This is a genomic window from Pseudomonas sp. FSO-7 (assembly GCF_059579345.1).
The window spans coordinates 2,283,139-2,308,181 of the sequence record NZ_CM184193.1; the positions used below are offsets into that span (position 1 = coordinate 2,283,139).

Consider the following 25,043-nt stretch of genomic DNA (forward strand, 5'->3'; position numbering starts at 1 on the left):
CCCACAGGTTTTTCTGGCGCTCACAGACTGATCATTCCACCCAAGCACCACCTCCCTTGCCATAAGGATTTGTTCAGGTCGTTGGATCAGCGCAACTCGTCGACCATGGCCTCGATGGTGCTCAACACGTCCTTGCCCAGTTGCATCGAGCGTTTGCCGGACCAGCCGGTGATCGGGTTCGGGTGATCGTTGTGGTCCTTGAACGGCATTTCCAGGGTCAGGGACAGGCAGTCATATTTCTGCCCGACCGCGTTGCAGGCCAGGGTCATGTTGGCTTGGCCCGGTTCGTCGCGGGTGTAGCCGTGAGCGGTCTGGAAGTCTTTGGTCTGGTGCTTGAGATGGCTGCGGAAGCGCTCTTCGAGTTCGGCGATGCGCGGCGTGTAGCCCGGGTTGCCTTCGCAACCGGCGGTGAAGACGTGGGGGATTTCCTCATCGCCGTGAGCGTCGAGGAACAGGTCGACGCCGTACTTTTCCATTTGCTGCTGTACGAAAAAGACTTCGGGACTGATTTCCGGACTGGCGTTCTGCCAGGCACGGTTGAGGTCCTGGCCCATGGCGTTGGTCCGCAGGTGCCCGTGGAATGCGCCGTCCGGGTTCATGTTCGGCACCAGGTACAGGTCGGCCTTGGCGAGCAATCGGTTCAGTTGCGTATCGTCATGCTGCTGGAGGCGTTCGATCACGCCTTCCATGAACCACTCGGCCATGTGTTCGCCGGGGTGCTGCTGGGCGATGATCCAGATTTTTCGCCGGCCTTCGGCACCGCTGCCCTTGCGCAGCAGTTGGATGTCGCGGCCTTCCACGCTTTTACCAACGGCCAATAGCTCGGTGCCGGCCTTGTGCTGGGTTTGTTCGATCAGCCAGTCATGACGGCCACGGCTGTAGGGTTCGAAGTAGGCGAACCAGGCGTGGGGTTGTTCGGCTTCCAGATGAAAGCGCAGGGCGTCGCCTTCAAACTGGGTTGGAATGCGGAACCAATTGACGTGATCGTAGGAGGCCACGGTCTGGTAGCCCGTCCAGGCCTTGTTGTAAGACGATTGGCTGGCGTTGAGCAGGCGGAAGGAATGCTCCTGGCCGACATGCAAGCCGCTGGCCTTGAAGTGGAACCATTGAAAATGGGCGCTGCGGGTATCGGGTCGGATCTTGAGCAACGACTGCAACGGGTTGCTGATGTCGACGACCTCGATGTTGCCGCTGTCGAAATTGGCACTGATATCAAAGGAAGATTTAGCCACGGTCACGGTTCCTGGAAAGGATTTTCATGGCCGTTACTTTACACGCAAGAAAGGGGAAACCGGGACGATTTACGTCACGTAGACGAGGGGGGCGTCCTCCCTGGACGCCGAGCCAGCTTAGAGAGTCTGCAATTGATTCTCAAGTGCTGGTTGTCGATAGTTTTCGCCTGTGTGGCGGGGGGACGCTTGTAAACGGATATTCATTTGCTATGATCGCCGCCATCGAATTGGCAGCACCCAAAAAGACTTCATTAGCCTGAAGACATAAGCCGAAAAATCGGCAAAAAAAGACCCGGCAAAAAGCCGGGTCAAAAACCGTGATTAGCCTGATGAGGAGATATTCCAGAAGTCCGACCTAAGGTCTTCTGGTCTATCGACTGATCTCGCGACCAGCTGATGCAATAATAATCATTATCATTTGCAAGTCAAATGGTTTTATCGCATCGATTGGAAAATTTTTCTCGTCGTCCGCGTTCGCGACGACATGCCCAAAGGTTACCGCTAGCGAGTCGGGTAGCCATCCAGGGATCGGTCAAGCATCACCTTGACCAGATCGATCATGTGCACCACCGAAAATGCCAGGTCACGGCTCGAACCATCCAACTGGTTGGCCGACTCGTGGGCGGTCGCCGCTGCACAGCGCAGCAGATCGCACGCATGGACAAGGGCTTCTTCCGCGCTGACACTGTGGCTGACCTCGAAAAAGCGATGTTCTGCCTGGGCTGGCGAAACACTTGGTTTCAAGTAGTAATCGAGGGCACGTTTGGCCGCCGGGCAATCCTGCAGTGGAGGAAATGTGCCGTCGAAAGGGCTGCTGGGCTGATCTGTATTGGGTGTGTCCATGGCAATGAAAATCTCCGTGTGAGGGGCTGAACGCCTCAATCCAGAATAGTACTTACCGTAATTGTGACGACAATTTAAATACTACAATTTGTGTTTTGCGGGTCGGAGCCACCCACGTATCGTGCCGCACATGGATAAATGGATAGAGTTGGTCAAGGCCAAAATGAAGGAGCTGCGCATCACGCAAGTGGTGCTCGCAGAGCGGTTGGGAATGTCCCAGGGCGGCGTCGGCCATTGGCTGACCAAGCGCCGGCAGCCCAGTGTCGACGACATGAACCGGGTCCTGCGGGAGCTGGGGCTGGAGTTTCTGGAAGTGGCCATGGTGATCCGCGAGCCGGACACCTCCACCGAAGAAGGCATGGCCCTGGCGCAGAAGTACAACCCGTACTTCCGCTACCCGGTCAGTGAGTGGCACGAAGTTGGCGAGGTTCGCGAAGGCGATCCCGACGCCTACAGCCAGGTGCGCTACGAACTGACGGACTACCACGCCCTGGGCGACGCATTCTGGTTGGTGGTGGTGGGCGATGCGATGACCGCACCCAGTGGGTTGAGCATTCCCGAGGGCATGTCGATCCTGGTGGATCCGGCCATCGAGGCGGTGCCCGGCAAACTGGTGGTCGCCTGCCTGCCCGGTAGCAGTGACGCGACCTTTCGCAAATTGATCGAAGAGAGCGGGCAGCGTTACCTGGTCCCGCTCAATCCGACTTACCCGAAAAACCTGTACACCGAGCAATGCCGCATCATCGGTGTGGTGGTGCAGGCCACCATCCGGTTCTGACAGGATCGGCCCTGGGAGCGGGCCGATTCCTATTCTTCGAACGCCACCAGGGCACTGCCCTCGCTGACCATTTCGCCTTCCTGGCAATACAGCGCCTTGATCACACCGGCCTTGGGCGCACGAATGCTGTGCTCCATTTTCATGGCCTCCAGCACCACCAGTTGGGCTCCGGCTTCCACCGCTTGGCCGACAGCCACCAAGACTCGCACGATGCTGCCGTTCATGGGCGCGGCCAACCCGCCTTGATGGCTGTGGCTGGCTTCGGCGGCGGCCAGCGGGTCGTACAGGTCGATCCGGTGCAGGTCACCTTCCCATTGCAGATACAGGCTGTCGCCCTGGCGAATGGCCCGATGGCTGCGGCGCAGGCCGTGGTGCTCAATCGTCAGTTGCTCACCCTTGAGTTCCGCGCAACCGGCTGTGACGTCCAGCGTCAGTGCGCGATCCTGACCTTCGCAGCTCAGGTGCAAGGTGGTTTCCCTGGGCAAACCCAGGCGCAGCCCGGTGGTGCTGGCCCAAGGGGAATCGGTGTCATCGCCGCGTACGCGCGGTGCCAGGCTCAAGGCGATCCCTTGGGCGGCGGCGAACCAGAACGCGTCATCCAATTCGCTGGGCTCTGGCAGCAATTGCGCCTGGTAACGTGGGATAAATCCGGTGTCCAGCTCCGCCGCCGCGAAGGCGGGATGGGCGACGATCCGGCGCAGGAAACCGATGTTGGTCTTCAGCCCACCAATGGCAAATTCGTCGAGCATGCTCAACAGCCGCAAACGTGCCTGCTCACGGTCTTCACCCCAGGCGATCAGCTTGCCGAGCATCGGGTCGTAGAATGGCGAGATTTCATCGCCTTCTTCAATCCCGCTGTCGACCCGCCGGCCCGGCCCCTCGGCCGATTCGCGATACAACGCCAGGCGCCCGGTGGCCGGGAGGAAATCGTTGACCGGGTCTTCGGCATACAGCCGCACTTCGATGGCGTGACCGAGCAGCGGCACTTGCGCTTGAGTGAGCGGCAATGACTCGCCTTGGGCGACACGGATCTGCCAGGCCACCAGGTCCAGCCCGGTGATCGCTTCGGTGACCGGATGTTCGACCTGCAGCCGAGTATTCATTTCCATGAAGAAAAATTCGCCCCGGGCATCCAGCAGGAACTCCACCGTACCGGCCCCGACATAACCGATCGCCTGAGCGGCGCGCACGGCGGCTTCACCCATGGCCCGGCGCAATTGCGGGGTCAGGCCGGGGGCGGGGGCTTCTTCCACGACTTTCTGGTGGCGGCGCTGGATCGAGCAATCGCGCTCGTTGAGGTACAGGCAGTTGCCGTGTTGGTCGGCAAAGACCTGGATCTCCACATGGCGCGGCTTGAGCAGGTATTTTTCCACCAGCATCCGTGAGTCGCCGAACGAAGACTGTGCTTCGCGCTGGGCCGAGGCCAGGGCTTCGGCCAGTTGGCTGACGTCCTCGACGACTTTCATGCCCTTGCCGCCACCGCCGGCAGTGGCCTTGAGCAATACCGGGTAGCCGATGCGCTCGGCGGCTTCGCGAAAGGTCTCCAGGTCCTGGGCTTCGCCGTGATAACCGGGCACCAGGGGCACGCCGGCGGTTTCCATTAGCGTCTTGGCCGCCGATTTGCTGCCCATGGCATCGATGGCCGAGGCCGGTGGGCCGAGAAAGATCAGCCCGGCGTCTTCAATCGCCCGGGCGAACCCGGCGTTCTCGGACAGAAAGCCATAACCGGGGTGGATGGCTTGGGCGCCGCTGGCTTTCGCTGCGGCGATCAGTTTATCGATTTGCAGGTAACTGTCGGCGGCCTTGCTGCCGCCCAGGTCGACGCGAATGTCGGCTTCACGGCTGTGACGCGCATCGCGGTCGGTGGCGCTGTGTACGGCAACGGTGGTCAGGCCCATGGCCTTGGCGGTGCGCATTACGCGGCAGGCGATTTCGCCACGGTTGGCCACCAATAACGTGGTGAGGGCGGGGGCGCTCATCGACGCGGCTCCTTGTTATTCGATTCGGCTTGCCAGTTCGGCGCGCGTTTTTGCAGGAAGGCTCGCAGGCCTTCCTGGCCCTCCGGGCTGACGCGGATGCGGGCGATGGCGTTTTCGGTGTAGCGCCGCAACGCCGGGGTCAGGGCGCCGTTGCCGACTTCGCGTAGCAGTTCCTTGCTGGCGCGCATGGCTGCCGGGCTGTTGAGCAACAGGTTGTCGATCCACTGTTCGACCTGCTGGTCCAGGGTCTCGGCCGGGTAACTTTCCGACAGCAAACCGATTTCTTTCGCACGCTGCCCGTCGAAGCGTTCCGCCGTCAGGGCATAACGACGCGCCGCCCGCTCGCCGATGGCTTGCACCACGAACGGGCTGATCACTGCCGGCGCCAGGCCAATGCGCACTTCCGACAGGCAGAATTGCGCTTCATCGGCGCCAATGGCCATGTCGCAGGCACTGATAAGCCCCAGCGCGCCACCAAACGCCGCCCCCTGGACGACGGCCAGCGTAGGAATTTTCAGTTTGGCGAGGTTGTACATCAGCTCCGCCAGTTCCCGGGCGTCATCGAGGTTGGTGTGGTAGTCGAGCTCGGCCGATTGCTGCATCCAGGCCAGGTCGGCGCCGGCGCTGAAATGCTTGCCGCGACCGCGGATCAGCAGGAAACGCAGGTTTGGATCGCTGCTGACGTGGTCCAGGGCGAGGATCAGTTCGCGGATCATTTCGGCGTTGAACGCGTTGTTTTTCGACTCGCGGCTGAGCCACAGGGTGGCAACGCCCCGTGGGTCGGTGTGCAGTTCGAGGGTGTTGAAATTATCCATGGACATTCCCCGTTTACATCCGGAACACGCCGAAGCGGCTCGGTTCGATAGGCGCGTTCAGTGACGCGGACAAGGCCAGGCCCAGTGCGTCGCGGGTCTGGGCCGGGTCGATGACGCCGTCGTCCCACAGCCGTGCGCTGGAATAATAGGGGTGACCCTGTTCTTCATACTGATCGAGGATCGGTTGCTTGATTTCAGCTTCCTGGGCGGCGCTGAAAGGATGGCCGCTGCGTTCGGCCTGTTCGCGCTTGACCTGCACCAGCACACCGGCCGCCTGCTCGGCGCCCATCACGCCGATCCGCGCGTTTGGCCACATCCACAGGAACCGCGGGTCATAGGCGCGGCCGCACATGCCGTAGTTACCCGCGCCGAAACTGCCGCCGATGATCACGGTGAATTTCGGCACCTTGGCGCAGGCCACGGCGGTCACCAGTTTTGCGCCATGTTTGGCGATGCCGCCGGCTTCGTATTTCTGTCCGACCATGAAACCGGTGATGTTTTGCAGGAACAGCAGCGGGATCCCCCGCTGACAGGCCAGTTCGATGAAGTGCGCGCCTTTCTGCGCGGCCTCGGCGAAGAGGATGCCATTGTTGGCCAGGATTGCGACCGGGTAGCCGTGCAAGTGGGCGAAGCCGCACACCAGCGTCGTGCCGAACAGCGCCTTGAACTCATCGAACACTGAACCGTCCACCAGGCGCGCGATCACCTCCCGCACATCGAACGGTTGCTTGGCATCGGCCGACACCACGCCGTACAACTCGTCGCTGGAATACAGCGGGGCGATGGGTTGGCGTTGCTGCAACTCACCGAGTTTGCGCCAGTTGAGGTTGGCCACGCTGCGTCGGGCCAGGGCCAGGGCATGTTCGTCGCTGTCGGCATAGTGATCCGCCACGCCCGAGATCTTGCAGTGCACATCGGCACCGCCCAGGTCTTCGGCACTGACCACCTCGCCAGTGGCGGCTTTCACCAGCGGTGGGCCGGCGAGAAAAATCGTCGCCTGCTGGCGCACCATGATCGCCTCGTCCGCCATGGCCGGCACATAGGCGCCACCGGCAGTGCAGGACCCCATGACCACGGCGATCTGCGGGATGCCCAGGGCGCTCATGTTGGCCTGGTTGAAGAAGATTCGGCCGAAATGCTCGCGGTCCGGGAACACTTCATCCTGGCGCGGCAGGTTGGCGCCACCGGAGTCCACCAGGTAAATGCACGGCAGGCGATTCTGCTGGGCGATGGTTTGGGCGCGCAGGTGTTTTTTCACCGTCAGCGGGTAGTAGGAGCCACCTTTGACCGTCGCGTCGTTGGCGACAATCATGCATTCGACGCCTTCCACGCGGCCGATGCCGGCAATCACACCGGCCGCCGGCACGTCTTCGCCATAGACGTCGTGGGCTGCCAGCGGGCTGATTTCCATAAACGGCGAGCCCGGATCCAGCAGCCGGTTGATGCGATCACGGGGCAGCAACTTGCCCCGTGAGGTGTGCCGTTCCTGGGCCTTGGGACCGCCGCCCTGGCGGATCTGCGCGAGCAGGGTGCGCAAGGCCTCGACGTGTCCGAGCATGGCATCGCGGTTGGCGATGAACTCCGGCGAGCGCGGGTTGAGCTGAGTGTGCAGCGTGGCCATGGTCAGCTCCGTTAGCGGGTTTCGTTGAACAGTTCGCGGCCGATCAACATCCGACGAATCTCACTGGTGCCGGCACCGATTTCGTACAGCTTGGCGTCACGCAGCAGACGACCGGCGGGGAATTCATTGATGTAGCCATTGCCCCCCAGGATCTGGATCGCGTCGAGGGCCATTTGCGTGGCGCGTTCGGCGCTGTAGAGGATCACTCCGGCGGCGTCCTTGCGGGTGGTTTCGCCGCGCTCGCAAGCCTGGGCCACCGCATACAGGTAGGCGCGGCTGGCGTTGAGCTGGGTGTACATGTCCGCGACCTTGCCCTGGATCAGCTGGAATTCGCCGATGCTCTGACCGAACTGTTTGCGGTCGTGGATGTAGGGCACGATCAGGTCCATGCAGGCCTGCATGATCCCGGTCGGGCCGCCGGACAGCACCACGCGCTCGTAGTCGAGGCCGCTCATCAGGACTTTCACGCCGCCGTTGAGCGCGCCGAGGATGTTGTCTTCCGGCACTTCGACGTCATCGAAAAACAGCTCGCAGGTGTTGGAACCGCGCATGCCGAGCTTGTCGAACTTGTTGCTGCGGCTGAAGCCTTTCCAGTCGCGCTCGACGATGAAGGCGGTGATGCCGTGGGGACCTTTTTCCAGGTCGGTCTTGGCGTAGATCACGTAGGTGTTGGCATCGGGGCCGTTGGTGATCCAGGTCTTGCTGCCGTTGAGCACGTAACGGTCGCCGCGCTTGTCGGCCCGCAGTTTCATCGAAACCACGTCGGAGCCGGCGTTCGGTTCGCTCATCGCCAAGGCGCCGATGTGTTCGCCGCTGATCAGCTTGGGCAGGTACTTGGCTTTCTGTTCGTGATTGCCGTTGCGGTTGATCTGGTTCACGCAGAGGTTGGAGTGGGCACCGTAGGAGAGGGCGACCGAGGCCGAGCCGCGGCTGATTTCTTCCATCGCCACCACGTGGGCCAGGTAGCCCAGGCCAGCGCCGCCGTATTCTTCCGGTACGGTGATGCCCAGCAGGCCCATGTCACCGAACTTGCGCCACATGTCGGCGGGAAACAGGTTGTCGATATCGATCTGCGCTGCGCGGGGTGCCAGCTCGGCCTTGACGAAGGCCTGCACCTGGTCGCGCAACATGTCGATGGTTTCGCCGAGGGCAAAGTTCAGGGATGGGTAGCTCATGGGACACCTTTGGCTTTTTTATCGGGTGCGGAGAGCGGGGGAATGGCTCTCACCTTTACGTTAACGTAAGCCTGTGACGGATGGCTGTCAATCGCCCTTTACGTTAACGTCAACTTGAGCCAGAGTAAGTGCGCTCTGCATCAGGTTCACCGCTACACCCACTAATAAAGACAAGAGGGGGCGTCATGGATCAATCCGGTTCGCATTCGCAGCTCAGCTATACCCGTGGCTCCCAGGCCAAGGCCTTGTTGACGCAGACCATCGGCCAGGCGTTCGACCAGAGCGTAGCCCGGTATCCTGAGGGTGAGGCGTTGGTGGTTCGCCATCAATCGCTACGTTACACCTGGCAGCAACTGGCCGAAGCCGTCGATCTGCACGCCCGAGCCCTATTGGCACTGGGTTTGAAAACCGGCGACCGCCTCGGGGTGTGGGCACCCAATTGCGCGCAGTGGTGCATCAGCCAGTTCGCCAGTGCGAAGATCGGTGTGATCCTGGTCAACATCAACCCGGCCTACCGCGTCTCGGAACTGGAATACGTGCTCAAACAATCCGGCTGCCAATGGCTGGTGTGCGCTGGGGCGTTCAAGACCTCGGATTATCACGCCATGTTGCAAACGCTGATGCCGGAGTTGGCGGAACAATCCATCGGCCAGTTGCAGAGCGAACGTTTGCCGGATCTGCGCGGTGTGATCAGCCTCGATCTCCAGCCGCCGTCAGGCTTTCTGCCGTGGTCGCAATTGGCGGCCCTTGGTGCGGCGGTTACGCCTGAACAGCTGGCCGAGCGCCAGGCCAGCCTGCATTTCGATCAGCCGGTGAATATCCAATACACCTCCGGCACCACCGGTTTTCCGAAGGGCGCGACTCTCAGTCATCACAATATCCTCAACAACGGCTACATGGTTGGCGAAAGCCTGGGCCTGACCGCCGCTGACCGGCTGGTGATTCCGGTGCCGCTCTATCACTGTTTCGGCATGGTCATGGGCAACCTGGGCTGCATGACCCATGGCAGCACCATGATCTACCCCAACGATGCCTTCGACCCGTTGCTGACGCTCAAGGCCGTGGCCGAGGAAAAGGCCACTGCGTTGTATGGCGTGCCCACCATGTTCATCGCCCTGCTGGATCAACCGCAGCGGGGCGACTTCGACCTGTCCAGCCTGCGCACGGGCATCATGGCCGGGGCTACATGTCCCATCGAAGTGATGCGCCGGGTCATCAACGAAATGCACATGGCCGAAGTGCAGATTGCCTACGGCATGACGGAAACCAGCCCGGTGTCGTTGCAGACCGGTCCTTCAGACGAACTGGAACTGCGCGTGACCACCGTCGGCCGGACCCAGCCGCAACTGGAAAGCAAGATTATCGATGAGGCAGGCAATCCCGTCCCGCGTGGCGCCGTCGGCGAATTGTGTACTCGCGGCTATAGCGTGATGCTCGGTTACTGGAACAACCCCAAGGGCACCGCCGATGCCATCGACGCGGATGGCTGGATGCACACCGGCGACCTGGCGACCATGGACGAACAGGGCTACGTCCGCATCGTCGGGCGCAACAAGGACATGATCATTCGTGGCGGGGAGAATATTTACCCGCGCGAGCTGGAGGAGTTCTTCTTCACCCACCCGGCGGTGGCGGACGTGCAAGTGATCGGCATCCCGTGTTCACGCTATGGCGAAGAAATCGTGGCCTGGATCAAGTTCCATCCCGGCCACAGTGCCACCGAGCAAGAGTTGCAAGCCTGGTGCAAGGCGCACATCGCCCACTTCAAGACGCCGCGTCATTTCAAATTCGTCGAAGAGTTCCCCATGACGGTCACCGGCAAGATCCAGAAATTCCGCATGCGCGAGATCAGCATCGAAGAACTGCGCGATAGCGACGGCTGAGCAAGATTCCCTGTGGGAGCGAGCTTGCTCGCGAAAGCGGTGTGCCAAGCGACATACATGTTGACGGTGCCGCGGTCTTCGCGAGCAAGCTCGCTCCCACACGAAAAACCCAAACCCCAGACAGCACAAAGGGGAGCCGAAGCTCCCCTTTAATTTTGTCGTCGCGTGCTCTTTTTTATTATTGAGGGGCGGCCTGTTGTTGTTTTTGGTAGCCGTGGCCCTTTACCGCTGTTTTTGGCGATCCCCATCCGGGATCAAGAGCAAACGTATTTTTTTGAGCGCTGATCTGCTTTTTCGCCTTGCGATCCAACCGATTCGGGGGCTACCTGAAGGTAGTTTTATTGTTCTCTGCCCGGTTGCGGGTTGCTCCTGGAAGCACCCTGAAAAGCACATCTTCTCCAAAAAAATCTGTTAGCTGCGTCTCTGCCGTGTTGTTTTTGTTATGTCAGAGTCGTTTCGTCTTGTTTTTATTGGGTTTGCTGCGTTTTTTTATTCTTGTTATGCAAGAGATAAAGCAGATGGCGTGCCAACTTTTAAAAATCTATGTAAATCAATAACTTATTATTTATGGCTGAAAAGTCTGCCCGACCAAACCTGACAAATTGTTTCCGTGTTACTCGTTTCGCCGCTGTTACAAAGCCGGCGGTAACACCTCACTGTGCGTTGCGGGCCTTGGCCACGCGCGAACCCGTAGGGCGGCCGAGCACATCACAAATCTGCCGGCCCGCGGCGATCAGTGCGTCCAGGTCGACACCGGTTTCGATACCCAACCCATCGAGCAGATACAGCACGTCTTCGGTGGCGACGTTACCGCTGGCGCCCTTGGCATACGGGCAGCCGCCGAGGCCGGCGATGGAGCTGTCGAACACCGCGATGCCTTCCAGCAGGCTGGCGTACACATTGGCCATGGCCTGGCCGTAGGTATCGTGGAAGTGTCCGGCGAGTTTGTCCCGCGGCACCTCGGCGCCCACCACCTCGAACAGCCTGCGGGTAGCGCCCGCGGTGCCCGTGCCGATGGTATCGCCCAGGGAGACCTCATAGCAGCCCATCGCATACAGCTCCCGGGCGACCCATGCCACTTGCTCAGGCTTGACCGCCCCTTCATACGGGCAACCGAGCACGCAGGACACATAGCCGCGCACACTGACACCGTGCTGTTTTGCCGCCTCCATGATCGGCGCGAAGCGCTCCAGGCTGTCCTTGATGGAGCAGTTGATGTTGCGCTGGGAAAACGCTTCGGACGCGGCGGCGAACACCGCCACCTCTTTCACGCCCGCCGCCAGCGCATCTTCAAACCCCCGCAGGTTCGGCGCCAGGGCGCCATAGGTCACACCGGGCTTGCGCTGGATCTGCGCGAACACCTCGGCGGATCCGGCCATTTGCGGCACCCACTTGGGCGAGACGAAACTGCCGACTTCGATATAGCCCAGGCCGGCGGCGCTCAGGGCATCCACCAGGCGCACCTTGTCGGCAACGCTGATGGGCTGGGCTTCATTCTGCAGCCCGTCGCGGGGGCCGACTTCGATCAAGCGTACAAAGGAGGGGAGGGACATGGGGATTGACCTGTGGTGAGTTGCCAAAGTATCGAGAACGATGGTGTGTTACTGGACGATTTCCTCGCCCTTGATCGTCTGCTCCAACGCCTGGATGCAGCGTTCTTCGGCGGTGTCGAGTTCCAGTTTCATCTGTTCGATGTCCAGCAATTGCTGTTCGAGCTGTTCCCGGCGCTCGGCGATTTTCGCCAGCATGCTGTGCAGTTGTTTCTGGTTGCCGCTGGAGGGGTCGTAGAGTTCGATCAGCTCGCGGCACTCGGCCAGGGAAAAGCCAATGCGCTTGCCGCGCAGGATCAGCTTCAGGCTGACCTTGTCCCGCGGCGAATAAATGCGCTCCTGACCCCGTCGCTCCGGGCTCAACAGGCCTTGTTCTTCATAGAAGCGGATGGCCCGTGTGGTGATATCCAATTCGCGGGCGAGGTCGGAGATGCTGTAGGTCTGGCTGCTCATGGAAGCGCTCGAAACGAAAGGGGCTGGCGCTAAGCTAAAGGCAGGTTGACGTTCGCGTCAAGCAGTCGTAGGTGCGTTGTCTGTACAGGCCTCTTCGCGAGCAAGCCCGCTCCCACAGGTTCTGCGTTGTACACAAATGTTGCGTGCACTGCAGGTCCAATGTGGGAGCGGGCTTGCTCGCGAAGAACGATGACGTGGTCCAAAGCTTTACACCACCTTATCCAGCTTCTTCTCATGGGCCGTCACCTGCTGGCACAGCTCGATCATCTGCTCGCGCATCCAGCGGTTGGCCGGGTCCTGGTCGGTGCTTTCGTGCCAGTACAAATGGGTTTCCACCGGCGGCACATCGTTGACCGGTAGCAGGAAGGCGTGCAAATCGTGACGCCGTGCAAAGCGCTCGGGGACGGTCATGACCATGTCGGTCTGCTGCAGCACCTGGGAGGCCATCAGGTAATGCTGGGAGCGCAGGGCGATCTTGCGCTGGATGCCCATCTTGCCGAGCGCCAGGTCGACATAACCCAGCCCGTTGCGGCGACTGGAGATGTGCACGTGGGTCTGGGCCAGGTAATCGTCGAGGCTGATCTTTTCCTTGGCCGCCAGCGGATGGCCCTTGCGCATGGCGCACACGTAGCGATCTTCCATCAATTTGACGTGGCGCACCTGCGGGTCGGTGTTGAGTGGCGCGTCCACGGCGAAGTCGAGGCGGCCGGCGGCCAGTTCCTTGGTGGTTTCACGGCGCTTGGACAGGAAACTCTCGATCGCCACGGTCGGGGCCAGGCGGCGCAGGCGCTGGAACAGCAGCGGCAGGATCACGCCTTCGGTGAGGTCAGTCATGCTGATGCGGTAGGTCTTGACGGCCTGCAATGGGTTGAAGATCCGGCTTTCCTGCACCGACACCCGCAGCAGCGACAAGGCATTGCGCACCGGGCCGATGATGTTCTGGGCCATGGGCGTCGGCACCATCCCTTGGGCGGTGCGCACGAAGAGCGGGTCGTTGAAGGTCTCGCGCAGGCGCGCCAGGGCATTGGACACGGCCGGCTGAGTGATGCCGACGATCTGCCCGGCGCGGGTCAGGTTGGCTTCGGTGTAGATCGCATCGAAGACAATGAAAAGGTTGAGGTCGACCTTGCTCAGATTCATGGCGCTGCACTCTTGTTCTTGGGCGTGTTGTGAGGTGCCGGGTGGCGATGAGAATCAGTGAAACATATATCGGTGATGAATGTTAATACACGCCGAGAATAGGTTAGGTAAATTTTCGTAGCTGAACTAGCATCGATTTCATGACCTAAAACAAACCTCTGCCAAGAAGGTGCTGCTCATGGATTTTGCCTATTCCCCCAAGGTTCAGGAACTGCGTGAACGCGTCACGGCGTTCATGGATGCCTACGTCTATCCGGCCGAAGCGGTGTTCGAACGGCAAGTGGCCGAGGGCGACCGCTGGCAACCCACGGCCATCATGGAAGAGCTCAAGGCCAAGGCCAAGGCCGAAGGCCTGTGGAACCTGTTTCTGCCGGAATCCGAGCTGGGCGCCGGCCTGACCAACCTGGAATATGCGCCGCTGGCAGAGATCATGGGGCGCTCGTTGCTGGGGCCGGAGCCGTTCAACTGCTCGGCGCCGGACACCGGTAACATGGAAGTGCTGGTGCGCTACGCCAACGAAGAACAAAAGCAACGCTGGCTCGAGCCACTGCTGCGCGGCGAGATTCGCTCGGCCTTTGCCATGACCGAGCCGGACGTGGCCTCTTCGGACGCCACCAACATGGCCGCCCGCGCCGAGCGTGACGGCGACCAGTGGGTGATCAACGGCAAGAAGTGGTGGACCTCGGGAGCCTGCGACCCGCGCTGCAAGATCCTGATTTTCATGGGCCTGAGCAACCCCGATGCGCCGCGCCATGCCCAGCACTCGATGATCCTGGTCCCGGTGGACACCCCCGGGGTCAAGATCGTCCGACCGTTGCCGGTGTTCGGCTACGACGATGCGCCTCACGGTCACGCCGAAGTGCTGTTCGATAACGTGCGGGTGCCGTACGAAAACGTCCTGCTGGGCGAAGGCCGCGGTTTTGAAATTGCCCAGGGCCGCCTAGGCCCGGGCCGGATTCACCACTGCATGCGTTCCATCGGCATGGCCGAACGCGCCTTGGAGCTGATGTGCAAGCGTGCCGTCAGCCGCACCGCCTTCGGCCAGCCGTTGGCGCGCCTGGGCGGTAACATCGACAAGATCGCCGACTCGCGGATGGAAATCGACATGGCGCGCCTGCTGACGTTGAAGGCGGCGTACATGATGGACACGGTGGGCAATAAGGTGGCGAAGAGTGAAATCGCCCAGATCAAGGTCGTCGCGCCGAACGTGGCCTTGAAGGTCATCGATCGGGCGATCCAGATCCACGGCGGCGCCGGGGTTTCCAACGATTTCCCGCTGGCCTATATGTACGCCATGCAACGCACCCTGCGCCTGGCCGACGGCCCGGACGAAGTCCACCGCGCCGCCATCGGCAAGTTCGAGATCGGCAAGTACGTGCCCAAGGAGATGTTGCGCAGCGGTCGCTGAAGGCCTGTTTCACCCTGGCAACGCCATCGCGCTCACCACAAATTCCCTGTGGGAGCGAGCTTGCTCGCGATGGCGTTGGTACATCCAACACTCATGCAAGCTGAACCACCGCTATCGCGAGCAAGCTCGCTCCCACAGTGGGGTTGCGGTGAGACGTATATCTCGGGCACACAACCCATTCTCTGTGGGAGCGAGCCTGCCCGCGATGGCGGCCTCCCGGGCAGCGAATCCCCTTACTCCTTGACGCTCATGTACTCCTCGGCCCAGCGGATGTAGTCCTCGGGCTGGGTGTAGGTGTGCGTCAGTTCGGTGGCGCTGAGGTCCGACGCCTGGGTGAAGATCTGCCGTTGTTCGCGAAGGCTGTCGTAGGTGGCCTTGATCGCGGCGAAGTAGGCGCCGTGGCCGTCGATGGTCACGCGCACGCCCAGTTCGGCCAAGCGCTTGTCGTCGCGCAGCAGTGGGTTGCCATAGGTGACCAGCATCAGCGGCACCGACAGGTTTTCGCTGATCTTCTCCAGGTGATCGAAGTCCTGCACGCCCACCATGCAAATTCCGTCGGCCCCGGCACGCTCATACTGCTGGGTCCGGCTGATGATTTCCTGGACCGGCAAAATCCCGGCGTTGGTGCGGGCGATGATCGCCATTTCCGGATCGACGCGTGCCTCCAGTGCCGCACGAATCTTGCCGACGCCTTCGGCTACACCGATCAGGTCGGTGGATTTACGCCCGAACTGGGCCGGCAGCAAGGTGTCTTCGATGGTCAGCGCCGCGACGCCGGCCCGTTCCAGTTCGATGATGGTGCGCATCACGTTCAGGGCATTGCCGTAGCCATGATCGGCGTCGGCAATGACCGGCAACTGCGCCACGCGACCGATACGGGTGGCCTGTTCGGCAAATTCGCTGAGGGTGATCAGGGCGAAGTCCGGCGCGCCCAATACTTGCAACGACGCGACAGAGCCTCCCAGGATGCCTACTTCAAAACCCAGGTCGGCGGCGATGCGCGCCGACATCGGGTCAAACACCGAGGCGGTGTGGTAGCAGGTCTGGGAAGCCAGCAGTTGACGAAAGTTGCGACGCAAATCTTGATGGGAAAGCCTGGACATGTGAGTTCCACCAATGGAATGGAAAGGCTTGAACAAAAGTGTCAACGCCGAAAGAGCCAAAGGCTATCACGTGGCAAGCGCAAAGATGATGACGAATGTGTATGGGCGATGCTGTTATGGCATCAACCGAGACCACAGACCACTAGGCCGCCACCGCCTGTTGCCCCTGCCTGGCCAATGGCACGGCGCGCACCGTGTCCCCCGGCTGTACTTGCAGGCGTTTGGCGGTGAGGCGATCGACCAGCAGGCTGTGGCCATGCAGGTGCGCGCGGGCGCTGGTGACGCGGCAATTTTCCAGGCGCCGGTTGTGAATCAGCCAGACCGGTGCCTGTTCGTCCGGGGTACCAATGACCAGGGGCAGCGCCTGGCTGTCGCGTATGCTGCGAATCTTCGACACCGGCGCCTCGACCACCGGGCCGCCGTCGAAAATGTCGATGTAGCCCCTGTGGCTGAAACCTTCGGCACTGAGGATCTTCAGGGCGGGTTCGGTGTTCGGGTGGGCCTTGCCGATCACCGCCTGGGCCTGTTCGGTGAGCAGGCAGGTGTACAGCGGCTGGCGTGGCATCAACTCGGCGATGAACGACTTGTTGCCCATTCCGGACAACTGGTCGGCGTAGCTGAAATCCCTCTGGAAAAAATGCCGTCCCAGGCTGTCCCAGAACGGCGAACAGCCTTGTTCGTCGGCATGGCCCCGCAGTTCGGCAATGAGCTTTTCGCCGAACAGCTGGGAAAACTCGGCCACGAACAGCAGGCGAGCCAGGGACAACAGGCGTCCGTTGTGGCCGTGGCGTTGCTCGGGATGCAGGAACAACGAGCAGATTTCCGATTGCCCGGACATCTCGTTGTTGAGAAACAGCGTCGGGATCTGCCGCTGGATCCCCAGCTCTGGCGCCGAGCTGACCGTGAACCCGACCCGATAGTTGTACCAGGGCTCACGCAGCCCCACCGCCCCGGTCAGGGCGCTGATGCCCACGACCTGGCGGTCATCGTCTTCGAGCACGAACAGGTAGTCGGCATCGGCCCGTTCCACTTGGCCGGCGAAGGTCCGCTGGGCCCAGCGAACGCGGTGGGCCAGGCGCTCTTCGTTGGCCGGCAGGCTGGTGAACCCGGGGCCCGCGCAACGGGCCAGGTCCAGCAAGGCAGGCAGATCGGTGATGGCCACCGGACGGACAATCATGATGCGGCTCCTTCATCGTGTCGGTCCGAACGTCGGTGCAGGCCATGGGATCGAGTGAGGTTCATAGGGCAATCACCCGGATCCGCGCGCCATCCTGGATCTCCAGGGCGGCCAGCATGGCGGGTGACAGGGCCACCGGGCCGTCGGCGTCGACGTCCAGCTCGGCGACGATGGCCCGGTAGCTTCCCAGGCGCTCGTTGCTCACCAGGTACAGGCCCCGTGCGTCAAGCTGCGTGCTCTGCCTGGCCGTAGTGGTGCGACTTTGCGTGATGGAACGGATGTTGGCGATACGGGCGTGCAAGGTCGGTCCGCCGTCGAAGATATCGACATAACTGTTGGTCTCGAAACCCTCGCGCTCAAGAATGTCGAAGGCTTCCTGGCCGTCGGGATGCACTCGGCCGATGCAGGCCTGGGCCGCGGGCGGCAGCATGGGCACGTAGATCGGGTACTGCGGCATCAGCTCGGCGAGAAAGGTCCGGCTCTGCAAGCCACACAACCGTTCGGCTTCGGCATAAGGCAGGTCGAAGAAGTGCTGGCCGATGGCGTCCCAGAAAGGCGACTGGCCGTCTTCGCTGCTGAAACCGACGATTTCGGTGATGACCGATTCGGCAAAGCGCTGGGGGTGGGCGGCGATGAACAACAGCCGGGCCCGGGACAGCAGCTCTGATTCCGGTGTGCGCACCCGTTCGGCGTCGATGTGAAAGCCACGCAGCAGCGTTTGCCCGTTGAGGTCCTGACACAGCGACAGCGCGGGCACGCCATGCTGGATGTTCAGCTCCCGGGACTCGCTGGAAAACGGTCGGTTGCGCAGGCTGTAGAACGGTTCGGTGCAACCGGTGCTGGAGAGGATTTCCGAACAGCCGACCAGGCGCCCGGATGCCAGGTCCTGCAAGACGAAAAAATAATTCTCTGCCCCTGGTCCTTGCGCATCGGCGGCGAACGAGGCACACGAGTCGAGGATTTTTTCCTCCAGGCGCCGGGTATCGTCCGGCAGCGACGTGACGCCCACCAGGCTGTCACGGGCCAGTTGTTGCAGTTGCGGCAGATCGGCTAATTGAACTGGACGTAAGGCCAGCATGGATTGCACTCCTGTTCCCAGAGGGCCCGGTGAGCGGCACCGGGCTTGACGATCACTGTCGATGTCCACGCGTTGTCATCACGGCTGGCCGAACCCTTCGACCACCGCTTCTCATTGGCCCGCCGGATCGGGCAGGGCGGTACGACTGCCGAATTTGTTGAGCAGGCACAGGTAGACCACGCCTGCGGCAATCCAGATCAAGCCGAGTTTCTGCGCAGCCACGCCCATGTTGTACAGGATGGCCGCGACAATCACGAAGCCGATCAGCGGGCAGATCACGTGGCGAATCAATTGGCCGGACCGCTGGCGGCGCCAGTAATGGTTGATGACCGTGATGTGCAACAACATGAAGCCGCTCAGGGCGCCGAAGTTGACCAGGGACGTCAGGGTGTCCACGGCGTTGATGAACAGGTAGCAGATCAGCAACGACAACACCGCCACCAGGTAGATGCTCATGTAGGGGGTGTTGTGTGTCGGATGGACCTTGGCCAGCACCTTGGGCAATTGGCCGTCCCGGGCCATGCCGAACAACAGGCGCGACACTGCCGCCTGAGAGGTGATCGCCACCGCTACGCCCCAGGCCAGGGCCGTGGCCACCGCGGTCAAGGTGGCCAGCCAACTGCCGGCCGCCAGTTCGGCGATTTCATAGAACGCGGTGTCGGCGGACTTGAAGCCCATGCCGGCCGCCAGGTCGGTGGCGATCCAGGTCTGCACCACGAAAATCGCCCCCATCACCAACAAGGTCACCAAAGCTGCTTTGCCGACGCTGCGGCCCGGGTCGCCCTTGATTTCTTCGGCCAGGGTGGAAATGGCGTCGAAGCCCAGGAACGACAGTACCGCGATGGACACGGCTTGCATCAGCAGGGCGAAGTTGAAGTGCTCCGGGCTGTACAGCGGCGCCAGGGTCAGTTGGCCGTTACCGGCTCCGCCGTGCAGGGCGTTCCAGGCGTAGAACAGGAAAATCCCCAGCACCAGCAGCTGTGCCAGCAGGAAGATGATGTTCATCCGCGCGGTGAAGGTGATGCCCCGCAGGTTGACGAAAGTCGCGCTCACCAGGAAGGCCAGGATGAAACCGACCTTGGGGATGTCCGGGTACAAATGGTTCAGCGCCATGGCGGCATAGATATAGAGCAGCGGTGGGATCAGCAGGTAGTCCAGCAACATCAACCAGCCGGCGATGAACCCGACGTGTGGGTTAAGGCCCCGCTGCGCGTAGGAATAAACCGAGCCTGCCACCGGAAAGGCCCGGGCCATGCTGCCGTAGCTCAACGCGGTAAACAGCATCGCCAGCATGCCGATGATGTAGGCCAGCGGCACCATCCCCGGTGCTTCGGCGTTGACGTAGCCATACACGCCGAACGGTGCGATGGGGATCATGAAAATCATCCCGTATACCACCAGGTCTGTCAGCGACAGGCCGCGTTTCAATTCCTGTTTGTAGCCAAATGCCTCGATGCTCATGAGCCGTTTTCCTTTTCAGCTGTGTGGGTTGCGCTTGCTTGCTGTCTGTCGCTGGATACTTGCCGCTACAGCAGGGGGGCCAGGTAGGCGCTCCAGGTCCGTACCCCCTCGGGGCTGCGCAACTGGTCGTTGCGCACTTCGATCAGCACTGAATCCAGGCCGCGGTCATCGCCGTGCACCGGGACCGTCATGTCGGTCAGGGGGTTGATCTTGTAGGGCTGGTTACCCGCTGCGCGCAGCGAATGCCGGCTCAGTCCGTCGACGATGTGCTGGGCGTATTCCTTGGCTTCGCCGAACAGCACGCCGGCTTCCAGGGCGCGTGGCTGGCCATAGAACACCGGAGTGAAGCTGTGGATGCCCACCACGCGTACCGGCCGGTTGGCGGCCAGGCGTCGATCGATCAACGCCCGCAACCGATCATGGAAGGGATGGAACAGGCACTGCTGGCGATATTCGCGCGTGGCCTCGTCCAGGTCGTGGTTGCCCGGGACCTGGTAGATCTCGCTCTGGGCCGGAATGCTGTCGGGCACGTGCAGCGGGCGGTTGAGGTCGATCAACAACCGTGAGTAATTGGCCGACAGCAAAGTCGCGCCAAGGGTTTCGGACAGGCGTTCGGCCAGGAGCAGGGCGCCGATGTCCCAGGCGATGTGTTCCTGGGACGCGGTTTCGTCCAGGCCCAGGTCGTTCAGCGCCACGGGAATGAAACGGCTGGCGTGTTCGCACACCAGCAGCACCGGATGGTCGGATTCCTCCCGGGTCAATCGATAGGCTGGCCTGGTGTAGAGGCCCGATTCAGCACATTCAATAGATTCGTGCATAGTGCTCGCAACGCTCGGCAGGTGAGAGTGCCTGGGTCAAGGCCAGCTCCTGGGCCTTCAAGGCGAAATAGGTTTCGACCAGTGGGTCGGGCAGGGTCTCGAGCAGTGCCCCGCTGTGGCGCAGGCAGTCCAGTGCCTGGGCCAGGGTTGTCGGCAGGGCGATAATGCCACGGGCGCGACGTTGTGTTTCATCCAGCTCATCGGGTATTTCATCGGTGACAGCCTGCAATGGCAGCCGTTGCTGGATGCCCAGCCGCCCGGCAATCAACAGCGCCGCCATCGCCAGGTGCGGCGAGGCGGTGGCGTCCATGGCACGGAACTCCAGGTTGTACTGGTTCGCCAGCGGCTTGCCACCCAGGCTCACGGTCGGGCAGATGCGCAGCGCCGCTTCGCGGTTGCGCTGTCCCAGGCACGCATAGGAGGCGCTCCAATGATGAGGTTGCAGACGCTCGTAGGACAATGGCGTCGGCGCGGTCAGCGCACATAGCGCTGGCAGATAATGCAGCACACCCGCGGCCCAATGCTGGCCGAGGCTGGACAAGCCGTTGCTGCTGGCGGCGTCATGCAGCACCGGGTCCGCGCTCAGGTCTTGCAGGCTCAGGTGCAGATGCACTCCGTTGCACACGGCATTTTCCGCGGTCTTGGGGGCGAAACTCACGTCCAGGTCCATCTGCCGGGCGATCTCGCGGGTGATTTCCCGTACGTTCACGGCCCGATCGGCAGCGGCCACGCCCAGGGTCGGGCGGCAGGTGATTTCGTATTGCTGCTTGCCGTATTCGGGCAGGAACATTTCCGGCTCGACGCCGCCGGCCCGCAGGGCACTGAGCAACCACCCGGCGAACCCGGCCTGCTGGCGCTGGGCCTGGAGGCTGAAGGCCAGGCGATCGGGCTGCGCAGGCGTGGCAACCAAATTGAATTCGTGCTCGAACGCGGCGAAAACCTGCAGGCCCAGTTCAGTGCGATAACGCTCCACTTCGTCCTGCAGCAGCGTGCGCGGGCAGGTGCTCCAGGGACGGCCGTCGGTTTCCCGAATGTCGCAATGAATGAAGTCCAGGGCCGGCGCTTGGGTGTCGGGCCCATTGTTGACGGTTACCCGGCTGGACAGGTCCGGCACGAGGCGCAAGTCACCGTAGGCGCCCCAGGGGTTGGTCGACGCAATGATGTCCTGGGGCGTCAACGCGCTGTTGGCCGGCACCCAGCCACAACCGGCGGTGACGTAGTGGGGCAACTCATCGCTGGGAAACGAGCGTCCGCGGGTCACGCCGATCAGGTCGGTGGTCACCAGGGTCGTGACCGGCAGCGGCGCGAGGAGGGCGGCGGCATCGAGGCGGCTCATGGCTGCATCTCCTGCAAACGAGCCAGTACGGTGTCGGTATCGGTGATCCAGCAATAGCCCTTGATCGCATTCAGGCACGCCAGGTGCCGTTGTTCGGTGTAGGTGGCACAGGCGTCTTCCACCAGCGTGACCAGGTAACCGCGGTCGGCGGCGTCGCGCACGGCCATGTCGACGCACTGGTCGGTGACGATCCCGGCGACGATCAAGTGCCGGGTCTGCAGGTTGCGCAGCACGTAATCGATGTTGGTGGCATTGAACACCCCGGAGGAGGTCTTGGGCAGCACGATTTCGTTTTCCTGGGGCGTCAGTTCGGCAATGATCTGCGCCTCGGGGCTGCCCTTGGGCAGGTGCATGTCCGACAGCTTGTGGTCCAGGGAGCGGTCGCGGCCATCGGCGGTGAGGCTTTCGATGTGGGTGTGCAGCACGTTGTGCTGCGCCGCTCGCATCGCGTCGAGCAAGCGCTGCTGGTTGGGAATGACCTGCTGGCGGACCCGTTGGAGGAAATACTCGGCCTCGGGGCTGTGCAGGTGGGCATCGAATTGCGGTTCCAGCCAGGCGCGTTGCATGTCGACCAACAGCAAGGCCGTGTGCTGGCGGGTGAACGGCAAATCCCGGGGCGAGCGGTGGGGGAGCGAGAACATCCTTATTTTTCCTCCAACAGGTGCGTGTTGAATTCCGTGCGCAGGGTGTCGATGCCTTCCAGGCGTTCGGCCAGCTCGGGGCATTGCAGGGTCAGGCAGGCGATCAGGGCCTCGACCTGGGCCAGCGCCGGCACCAGGCTGTCAAAGGCCGAGACCGATTCCACCGGGGCGCTGATGATCAGGTCGGCCAGCTCACGCAACGGCGAAGCATAGACGTCGCTGAACAGGACGACCCGGGCGTGCCGCGCCTTGGCCGCGCTGGCCACGCGCAGGGCCTGGGCCTGGTAGCGACGGTAATCGAAAATCAGCACCACGTCCTGGCGCTGCACGTCGAACAGCCGGTCAGGCAGTTGGGCGTTGTCTTCCAGGGCAAAACAGCCGGCGCGCAGCAATCGCAAATGGTTGAGCAGGTAGTGGGCCAGGAAGCTGCTGAAGCGCCCGCCGAAACAATGCACCTGGTGGCGGCTGTCGAGCAACCACTGCACGAGAATGCGCACGTCTTCGGGTTGGGTCAGGGCCTGGGTGTCGATGAGGTTGCGTTGGCTGGCGGCCAGGTACTGGCTCCAGGTATCGCCTTGCTGCAACTTGGCCCGCGGTTGCAACAGGGTGCGGGGGGAGCGCAGGCGATGATCCATGTCACTGAGCAGCGCATCCTGGAATTCGGCATAACCGCCAAACCCGAGTTTTTTCACCAGCCGCACGATGGTCGGGTCGCTGACACCAGCATGGTCCGCCAGGCGTGACATGGGCCCGAGGCCGTTGCGTGGGTAGTGATCGAGCAGGGCACGTACGACCTTGCGTTCCGACGGCGTCAGCACCAGGCCGGGATCGGTGATCAGGTCTCTGAGGGGCGGCATCCGTGCTCCTTGCCTGGATGTGATGTTGAATTTCTTTCATAACTCCTGAAAACAGTATTTATGTAGCTGGAGCTACATGTCCAGTGGTTTTTACGTTCCGTTTAAAATCCACAAAAATTGTGCGAAAGCCCTGTAGGAGTTGGTCTCGGCCAAGTGGAATGAGTATGTCAGTCGTTGCATCTTGGATATGTCAGACATAACGCCTTTTTGTCTCACTTATTTGATTTCGTATAAGGTGCTGTACAACTAAACCCGTGAGTATCCCGCCCATGCGATCCGTTCGATTACCCGAGAATCCAGTGTGCAAACCACTCGCCTGACGTTGATCTGCCACGCCCGCACCGTTGCCCAGAAGCAGGCGCGCTTCAGCGTGGACGAAGCGCTGGACGCCGACTGGCTGGGGCGACGTGGGCAGGTCGAGCATGGCTATCGAAACGTCCGGCAACTGCTGTGCGGGCCGGAACTGCGCACTCGTCAGACCGCCGCGCTGTTTGGCGACGAGCCCCAGGTGGAGCCGGCCCTGGCCGATTGCGATCTGGGTCGCTGGCGCGGCTTGTCCATCGATGAATTGCTCAAGGTGGAACCCCACGCCCTGCAAACCTGGCTCGACGATGCCGAGGCGGCCCCCCACGGTGGTGAGTCCGTCGCCCAGTTGTGTCGCCGTGTCGGAGACTGGCTGACCCGCCTGGAAACCCGACCGGGGCATCTGCTGGCCGTTACCCACCCCTTCGTGATCCGCGCCGCCTTGATGAATGTCTTGGGCTGCCCGGCCGCCACATTCAATCGGATCGACATTGAACCGTTGTCCACCCTGGAGTTGCGTTTCAATGGCCTGTGGCGATTGCGTGCCCAGGAACCTGGCCAGGCGTCGTCGCGATGAAGACGTTGTCAGTCATTGGCATTGGGGCCGGGGATCCGGATCACCTGACGATGCAGGCCGTGAAAGCCTTGAACCGCTTGGACGTGGTCTTCCTCATGGACAAGGGCCCGGCCAAGGACAAATTGTTGGACCTACGGCGGGAAATCTGTCGACGCTACATCGTTGATCGCACCTACCGTTTCGTCGAGGCCTACAGCCCGGAACGCCAACGCGGCGACCTGGACTACAGGGACAGTGTCGAAGCGCTGAACCGAGCGAAACAGGCCACCTTTGAACGCTTGATCAATGAAGAACTGTCCGACGGGCAGCGGGGCGGTTTTCTGGTGTGGGGCGATCCGGCGTTGTACGACAGTACCGTGCGCATCCTGCAGGCGATGCTCGACGGGGGCCGCTGCGCCTTCGAATTCGAGGTGATCCCCGGCATCACCAGTGTCCAGGCCCTGGCCGCCCGGCACAAAGTGCCGTTGAACAGCATTGGCGGTTCGCTGGAAATCACCACCGGACGGCGCTTGGCGGCGGGGCAGGTGGGCGATGCGGCGAGCGTGGTGGTGATGCTCGATGCCGAGGACGCCTATCACCAGGTGGGCGATCCCGATACGCAGATTTACTGGGGTGCCTATGTGGGGACGCCGGATGAAATCCTGATCGCCGGCCGGCTGGGGGATGTGGCCGATGACATCGAACGCACCCGCAAGGCCGCGCGAAAGGCCAATGGGTGGATCATGGATACGTACTTGTTGCGTAAGTCTCAATGATGCCGCACCTCAACCTGTGGCGAGAGGTATGTGGGAGCAAGGCTTGCCCGCGATACAGGC

22 protein-coding genes are annotated in these 25,043 nt (G+C 61.8%); 5 read left to right on the forward strand and 17 right to left on the reverse strand.

Translation table 11 applies throughout. The features are described from left to right. Window positions 1-86: 86 nt before the first annotated feature. Window positions 87-1,238 (reverse strand): M14 family metallopeptidase, encoded by a 1,152-nt coding sequence (locus AC515T_RS10050; protein ID WP_496532332.1) that lies wholly within the window; start codon window positions 1,236-1,238, stop codon window positions 87-89. A gap of 495 nt (window positions 1,239-1,733) precedes the next feature. Continuing rightward, window positions 1,734-2,075, reverse strand: a complete 342-nt coding sequence (locus AC515T_RS10055; protein ID WP_496532333.1) for a DUF6124 family protein — start codon at window positions 2,073-2,075, stop codon at window positions 1,734-1,736. A gap of 130 nt (window positions 2,076-2,205) precedes the next feature. On the opposite strand from AC515T_RS10055, the gene AC515T_RS10060 reads away from it, so the two are divergent. Then, entirely contained in the window at window positions 2,206-2,853 is a 648-nt protein-coding gene (locus tag AC515T_RS10060; protein WP_496532334.1) for a LexA family protein, read from the forward strand. A gap of 29 nt (window positions 2,854-2,882) precedes the next feature. Here AC515T_RS10060 and AC515T_RS10065 read toward each other — a convergent pair whose 3' ends face one another. Genes AC515T_RS10065 through AC515T_RS10080 form a run of 4 tightly spaced genes read right to left on the reverse strand, consistent with a single transcriptional unit; the run spans window position 2,883 to window position 8,443 of the window. Next, entirely contained in the window at window positions 2,883-4,832 is a 1,950-nt protein-coding gene (locus AC515T_RS10065) for an acetyl/propionyl/methylcrotonyl-CoA carboxylase subunit alpha (protein ID WP_496532335.1), read from the reverse strand. Continuing rightward, window positions 4,829-5,647, reverse strand: a complete 819-nt coding sequence (locus tag AC515T_RS10070) for a gamma-carboxygeranoyl-CoA hydratase (protein WP_496532336.1) — start codon at window positions 5,645-5,647, stop codon at window positions 4,829-4,831. The genes AC515T_RS10065 and AC515T_RS10070 overlap by 4 nt, the downstream gene beginning before the upstream one ends. A 13-nt stretch (window positions 5,648-5,660) precedes the next feature. After that, on the reverse strand, window positions 5,661-7,268 hold the full coding sequence (locus AC515T_RS10075) for a carboxyl transferase domain-containing protein (protein ID WP_496532337.1): 1,608 nt from the start codon (window positions 7,266-7,268) through the stop codon (window positions 5,661-5,663). An 11-nt stretch (window positions 7,269-7,279) separates the two neighbouring features. After that, entirely contained in the window at window positions 7,280-8,443 is a 1,164-nt protein-coding gene (locus tag AC515T_RS10080; protein WP_496532338.1) for an isovaleryl-CoA dehydrogenase, read from the reverse strand. 185 nt (window positions 8,444-8,628) lie between these two features. Here AC515T_RS10080 and AC515T_RS10085 point away from each other — a divergent pair, with 185 nt between their 5' ends. Continuing rightward, window positions 8,629-10,326, forward strand: coding sequence for an AMP-binding protein (locus AC515T_RS10085; RefSeq protein WP_496532339.1), 1,698 nt, complete (start codon window positions 8,629-8,631; stop codon window positions 10,324-10,326). A 653-nt stretch (window positions 10,327-10,979) separates the two neighbouring features. Here AC515T_RS10085 and AC515T_RS10090 read toward each other — a convergent pair. The 3 genes from AC515T_RS10090 to AC515T_RS10100 all read right to left on the reverse strand — a co-directional run bounded on the left by AC515T_RS10090 (window position 10,980) and on the right by AC515T_RS10100 (window position 13,469). Then, the gene (locus AC515T_RS10090) at window positions 10,980-11,879 is read right to left on the reverse strand and encodes a hydroxymethylglutaryl-CoA lyase (RefSeq protein WP_496532340.1); all 900 of its coding nucleotides are present in this window, start codon (window positions 11,877-11,879) and stop codon (window positions 10,980-10,982) included. A gap of 48 nt (window positions 11,880-11,927) precedes the next feature. Beyond that, a complete protein-coding gene (locus tag AC515T_RS10095) occupies window positions 11,928-12,329 on the reverse strand; it encodes a MerR family transcriptional regulator (protein WP_057447765.1) in 402 nt (133 codons plus the stop codon). A gap of 207 nt (window positions 12,330-12,536) precedes the next feature. Beyond that, window positions 12,537-13,469 (reverse strand): LysR family transcriptional regulator, encoded by a 933-nt coding sequence (locus AC515T_RS10100; protein WP_496532341.1) that lies wholly within the window; start codon window positions 13,467-13,469, stop codon window positions 12,537-12,539. Window positions 13,470-13,647: 178 nt separating this feature from the next. Here AC515T_RS10100 and AC515T_RS10105 point away from each other — a divergent pair, with 178 nt between their 5' ends. Beyond that, a complete protein-coding gene (locus AC515T_RS10105; protein WP_053120907.1) occupies window positions 13,648-14,877 on the forward strand; it encodes an acyl-CoA dehydrogenase in 1,230 nt (409 codons plus the stop codon). A gap of 233 nt (window positions 14,878-15,110) precedes the next feature. Here AC515T_RS10105 and AC515T_RS10110 read toward each other — a convergent pair whose 3' ends face one another. The 8 genes from AC515T_RS10110 to AC515T_RS10145 form a co-directional block, all read right to left on the reverse strand. Continuing rightward, window positions 15,111-15,980 (reverse strand): isocitrate lyase/PEP mutase family protein, encoded by an 870-nt coding sequence (locus AC515T_RS10110; RefSeq protein ID WP_496532342.1) that lies wholly within the window; start codon window positions 15,978-15,980, stop codon window positions 15,111-15,113. 142 nt (window positions 15,981-16,122) lie between these two features. Beyond that, window positions 16,123-17,157 (reverse strand): arginine N-succinyltransferase, encoded by a 1,035-nt coding sequence (gene astA / locus AC515T_RS10115; protein WP_496532343.1) that lies wholly within the window; start codon window positions 17,155-17,157, stop codon window positions 16,123-16,125. A gap of 61 nt (window positions 17,158-17,218) precedes the next feature. After that, window positions 17,219-18,235 carry an arginine N-succinyltransferase gene (locus AC515T_RS10120; RefSeq protein ID WP_496532344.1) on the reverse strand — a complete coding sequence of 339 codons (1,017 nt, stop codon included), beginning with the start codon at window positions 18,233-18,235 and terminating at the stop codon, window positions 17,219-17,221. Window positions 18,236-18,346: 111 nt separating this feature from the next. Then, a complete protein-coding gene (locus AC515T_RS10125; RefSeq protein WP_496532345.1) occupies window positions 18,347-19,696 on the reverse strand; it encodes an APC family permease in 1,350 nt (449 codons plus the stop codon). Between the two features lie 65 nt (window positions 19,697-19,761). After that, window positions 19,762-20,514 carry an N-formylglutamate amidohydrolase gene (locus AC515T_RS10130; protein ID WP_496532346.1) on the reverse strand — a complete coding sequence of 251 codons (753 nt, stop codon included), beginning with the start codon at window positions 20,512-20,514 and terminating at the stop codon, window positions 19,762-19,764. Continuing rightward, window positions 20,498-21,850, reverse strand: coding sequence for a type I glutamate--ammonia ligase (locus tag AC515T_RS10135; RefSeq protein ID WP_496532347.1), 1,353 nt, complete (start codon window positions 21,848-21,850; stop codon window positions 20,498-20,500). The genes AC515T_RS10130 and AC515T_RS10135 overlap by 17 nt, the downstream gene beginning before the upstream one ends. Beyond that, on the reverse strand, window positions 21,847-22,491 hold the full coding sequence (locus AC515T_RS10140) for a cysteine hydrolase family protein (RefSeq protein ID WP_496532348.1): 645 nt from the start codon (window positions 22,489-22,491) through the stop codon (window positions 21,847-21,849). The genes AC515T_RS10135 and AC515T_RS10140 overlap by 4 nt, the downstream gene beginning before the upstream one ends. 2 nt (window positions 22,492-22,493) lie before the next feature. Further along, window positions 22,494-23,348, reverse strand: a complete 855-nt coding sequence (locus AC515T_RS10145; RefSeq protein ID WP_496532349.1) for a MurR/RpiR family transcriptional regulator — start codon at window positions 23,346-23,348, stop codon at window positions 22,494-22,496. Window positions 23,349-23,649: 301 nt separating this feature from the next. Here AC515T_RS10145 and AC515T_RS10150 point away from each other — a divergent pair, with 301 nt between their 5' ends. Continuing rightward, complete coding sequence (locus AC515T_RS10150) at window positions 23,650-24,228, forward strand: histidine phosphatase family protein (protein ID WP_496532350.1); 579 nt, start codon at window positions 23,650-23,652, stop codon at window positions 24,226-24,228. Beyond that, window positions 24,225-24,983: a precorrin-6A synthase (deacetylating) gene (gene cobF, locus AC515T_RS10155; protein WP_496532351.1), complete on the forward strand. Its 759-nt coding sequence runs from the start codon at window positions 24,225-24,227 to the stop codon at window positions 24,981-24,983. The genes AC515T_RS10150 and cobF overlap by 4 nt, the downstream gene beginning before the upstream one ends. The last annotated feature ends 60 nt before the right edge of the window (window positions 24,984-25,043 follow it).

Excerpts from the sequence above, each read along its gene's own strand:
- AC515T_RS10055 (WP_496532333.1), bottom strand. The coding sequence starts at position 2,075 with ATGGACACACCCAATACAGATCAGCCCAGCAGCCCTTTCGACGGCACA.
- AC515T_RS10060 (WP_496532334.1), top strand. The coding sequence starts at position 2,206 with ATGGATAAATGGATAGAGTTGGTCAAGGCCAAAATGAAGGAGCTGCGC.
- AC515T_RS10065 (WP_496532335.1), bottom strand. The coding sequence starts at position 4,832 with ATGAGCGCCCCCGCCCTCACCACGTTATTGGTGGCCAACCGTGGCGAA.
- AC515T_RS10070 (WP_496532336.1), bottom strand. The coding sequence starts at position 5,647 with ATGGATAATTTCAACACCCTCGAACTGCACACCGACCCACGGGGCGTT.
- AC515T_RS10075 (WP_496532337.1), bottom strand. The coding sequence starts at position 7,268 with ATGGCCACGCTGCACACTCAGCTCAACCCGCGCTCGCCGGAGTTCATC.
- AC515T_RS10080 (WP_496532338.1), bottom strand. The coding sequence starts at position 8,443 with ATGAGCTACCCATCCCTGAACTTTGCCCTCGGCGAAACCATCGACATG.
- AC515T_RS10085 (WP_496532339.1), top strand. The coding sequence starts at position 8,629 with ATGGATCAATCCGGTTCGCATTCGCAGCTCAGCTATACCCGTGGCTCC.
- AC515T_RS10090 (WP_496532340.1), bottom strand. The coding sequence starts at position 11,879 with ATGTCCCTCCCCTCCTTTGTACGCTTGATCGAAGTCGGCCCCCGCGAC.
- AC515T_RS10095 (WP_057447765.1), bottom strand. The coding sequence starts at position 12,329 with ATGAGCAGCCAGACCTACAGCATCTCCGACCTCGCCCGCGAATTGGAT.
- AC515T_RS10100 (WP_496532341.1), bottom strand. The coding sequence starts at position 13,469 with ATGAATCTGAGCAAGGTCGACCTCAACCTTTTCATTGTCTTCGATGCG.
- AC515T_RS10105 (WP_053120907.1), top strand. The coding sequence starts at position 13,648 with ATGGATTTTGCCTATTCCCCCAAGGTTCAGGAACTGCGTGAACGCGTC.
- AC515T_RS10110 (WP_496532342.1), bottom strand. The coding sequence starts at position 15,980 with ATGTCCAGGCTTTCCCATCAAGATTTGCGTCGCAACTTTCGTCAACTG.
- astA (WP_496532343.1), bottom strand. The coding sequence starts at position 17,157 with ATGATTGTCCGTCCGGTGGCCATCACCGATCTGCCTGCCTTGCTGGAC.
- AC515T_RS10120 (WP_496532344.1), bottom strand. The coding sequence starts at position 18,235 with ATGCTGGCCTTACGTCCAGTTCAATTAGCCGATCTGCCGCAACTGCAA.
- AC515T_RS10125 (WP_496532345.1), bottom strand. The coding sequence starts at position 19,696 with ATGAGCATCGAGGCATTTGGCTACAAACAGGAATTGAAACGCGGCCTG.
- AC515T_RS10130 (WP_496532346.1), bottom strand. The coding sequence starts at position 20,514 with ATGCACGAATCTATTGAATGTGCTGAATCGGGCCTCTACACCAGGCCA.
- AC515T_RS10135 (WP_496532347.1), bottom strand. The coding sequence starts at position 21,850 with ATGAGCCGCCTCGATGCCGCCGCCCTCCTCGCGCCGCTGCCGGTCACG.
- AC515T_RS10140 (WP_496532348.1), bottom strand. The coding sequence starts at position 22,491 with ATGTTCTCGCTCCCCCACCGCTCGCCCCGGGATTTGCCGTTCACCCGC.
- AC515T_RS10145 (WP_496532349.1), bottom strand. The coding sequence starts at position 23,348 with ATGCCGCCCCTCAGAGACCTGATCACCGATCCCGGCCTGGTGCTGACG.
- cobF (WP_496532351.1), top strand. The coding sequence starts at position 24,225 with ATGAAGACGTTGTCAGTCATTGGCATTGGGGCCGGGGATCCGGATCAC.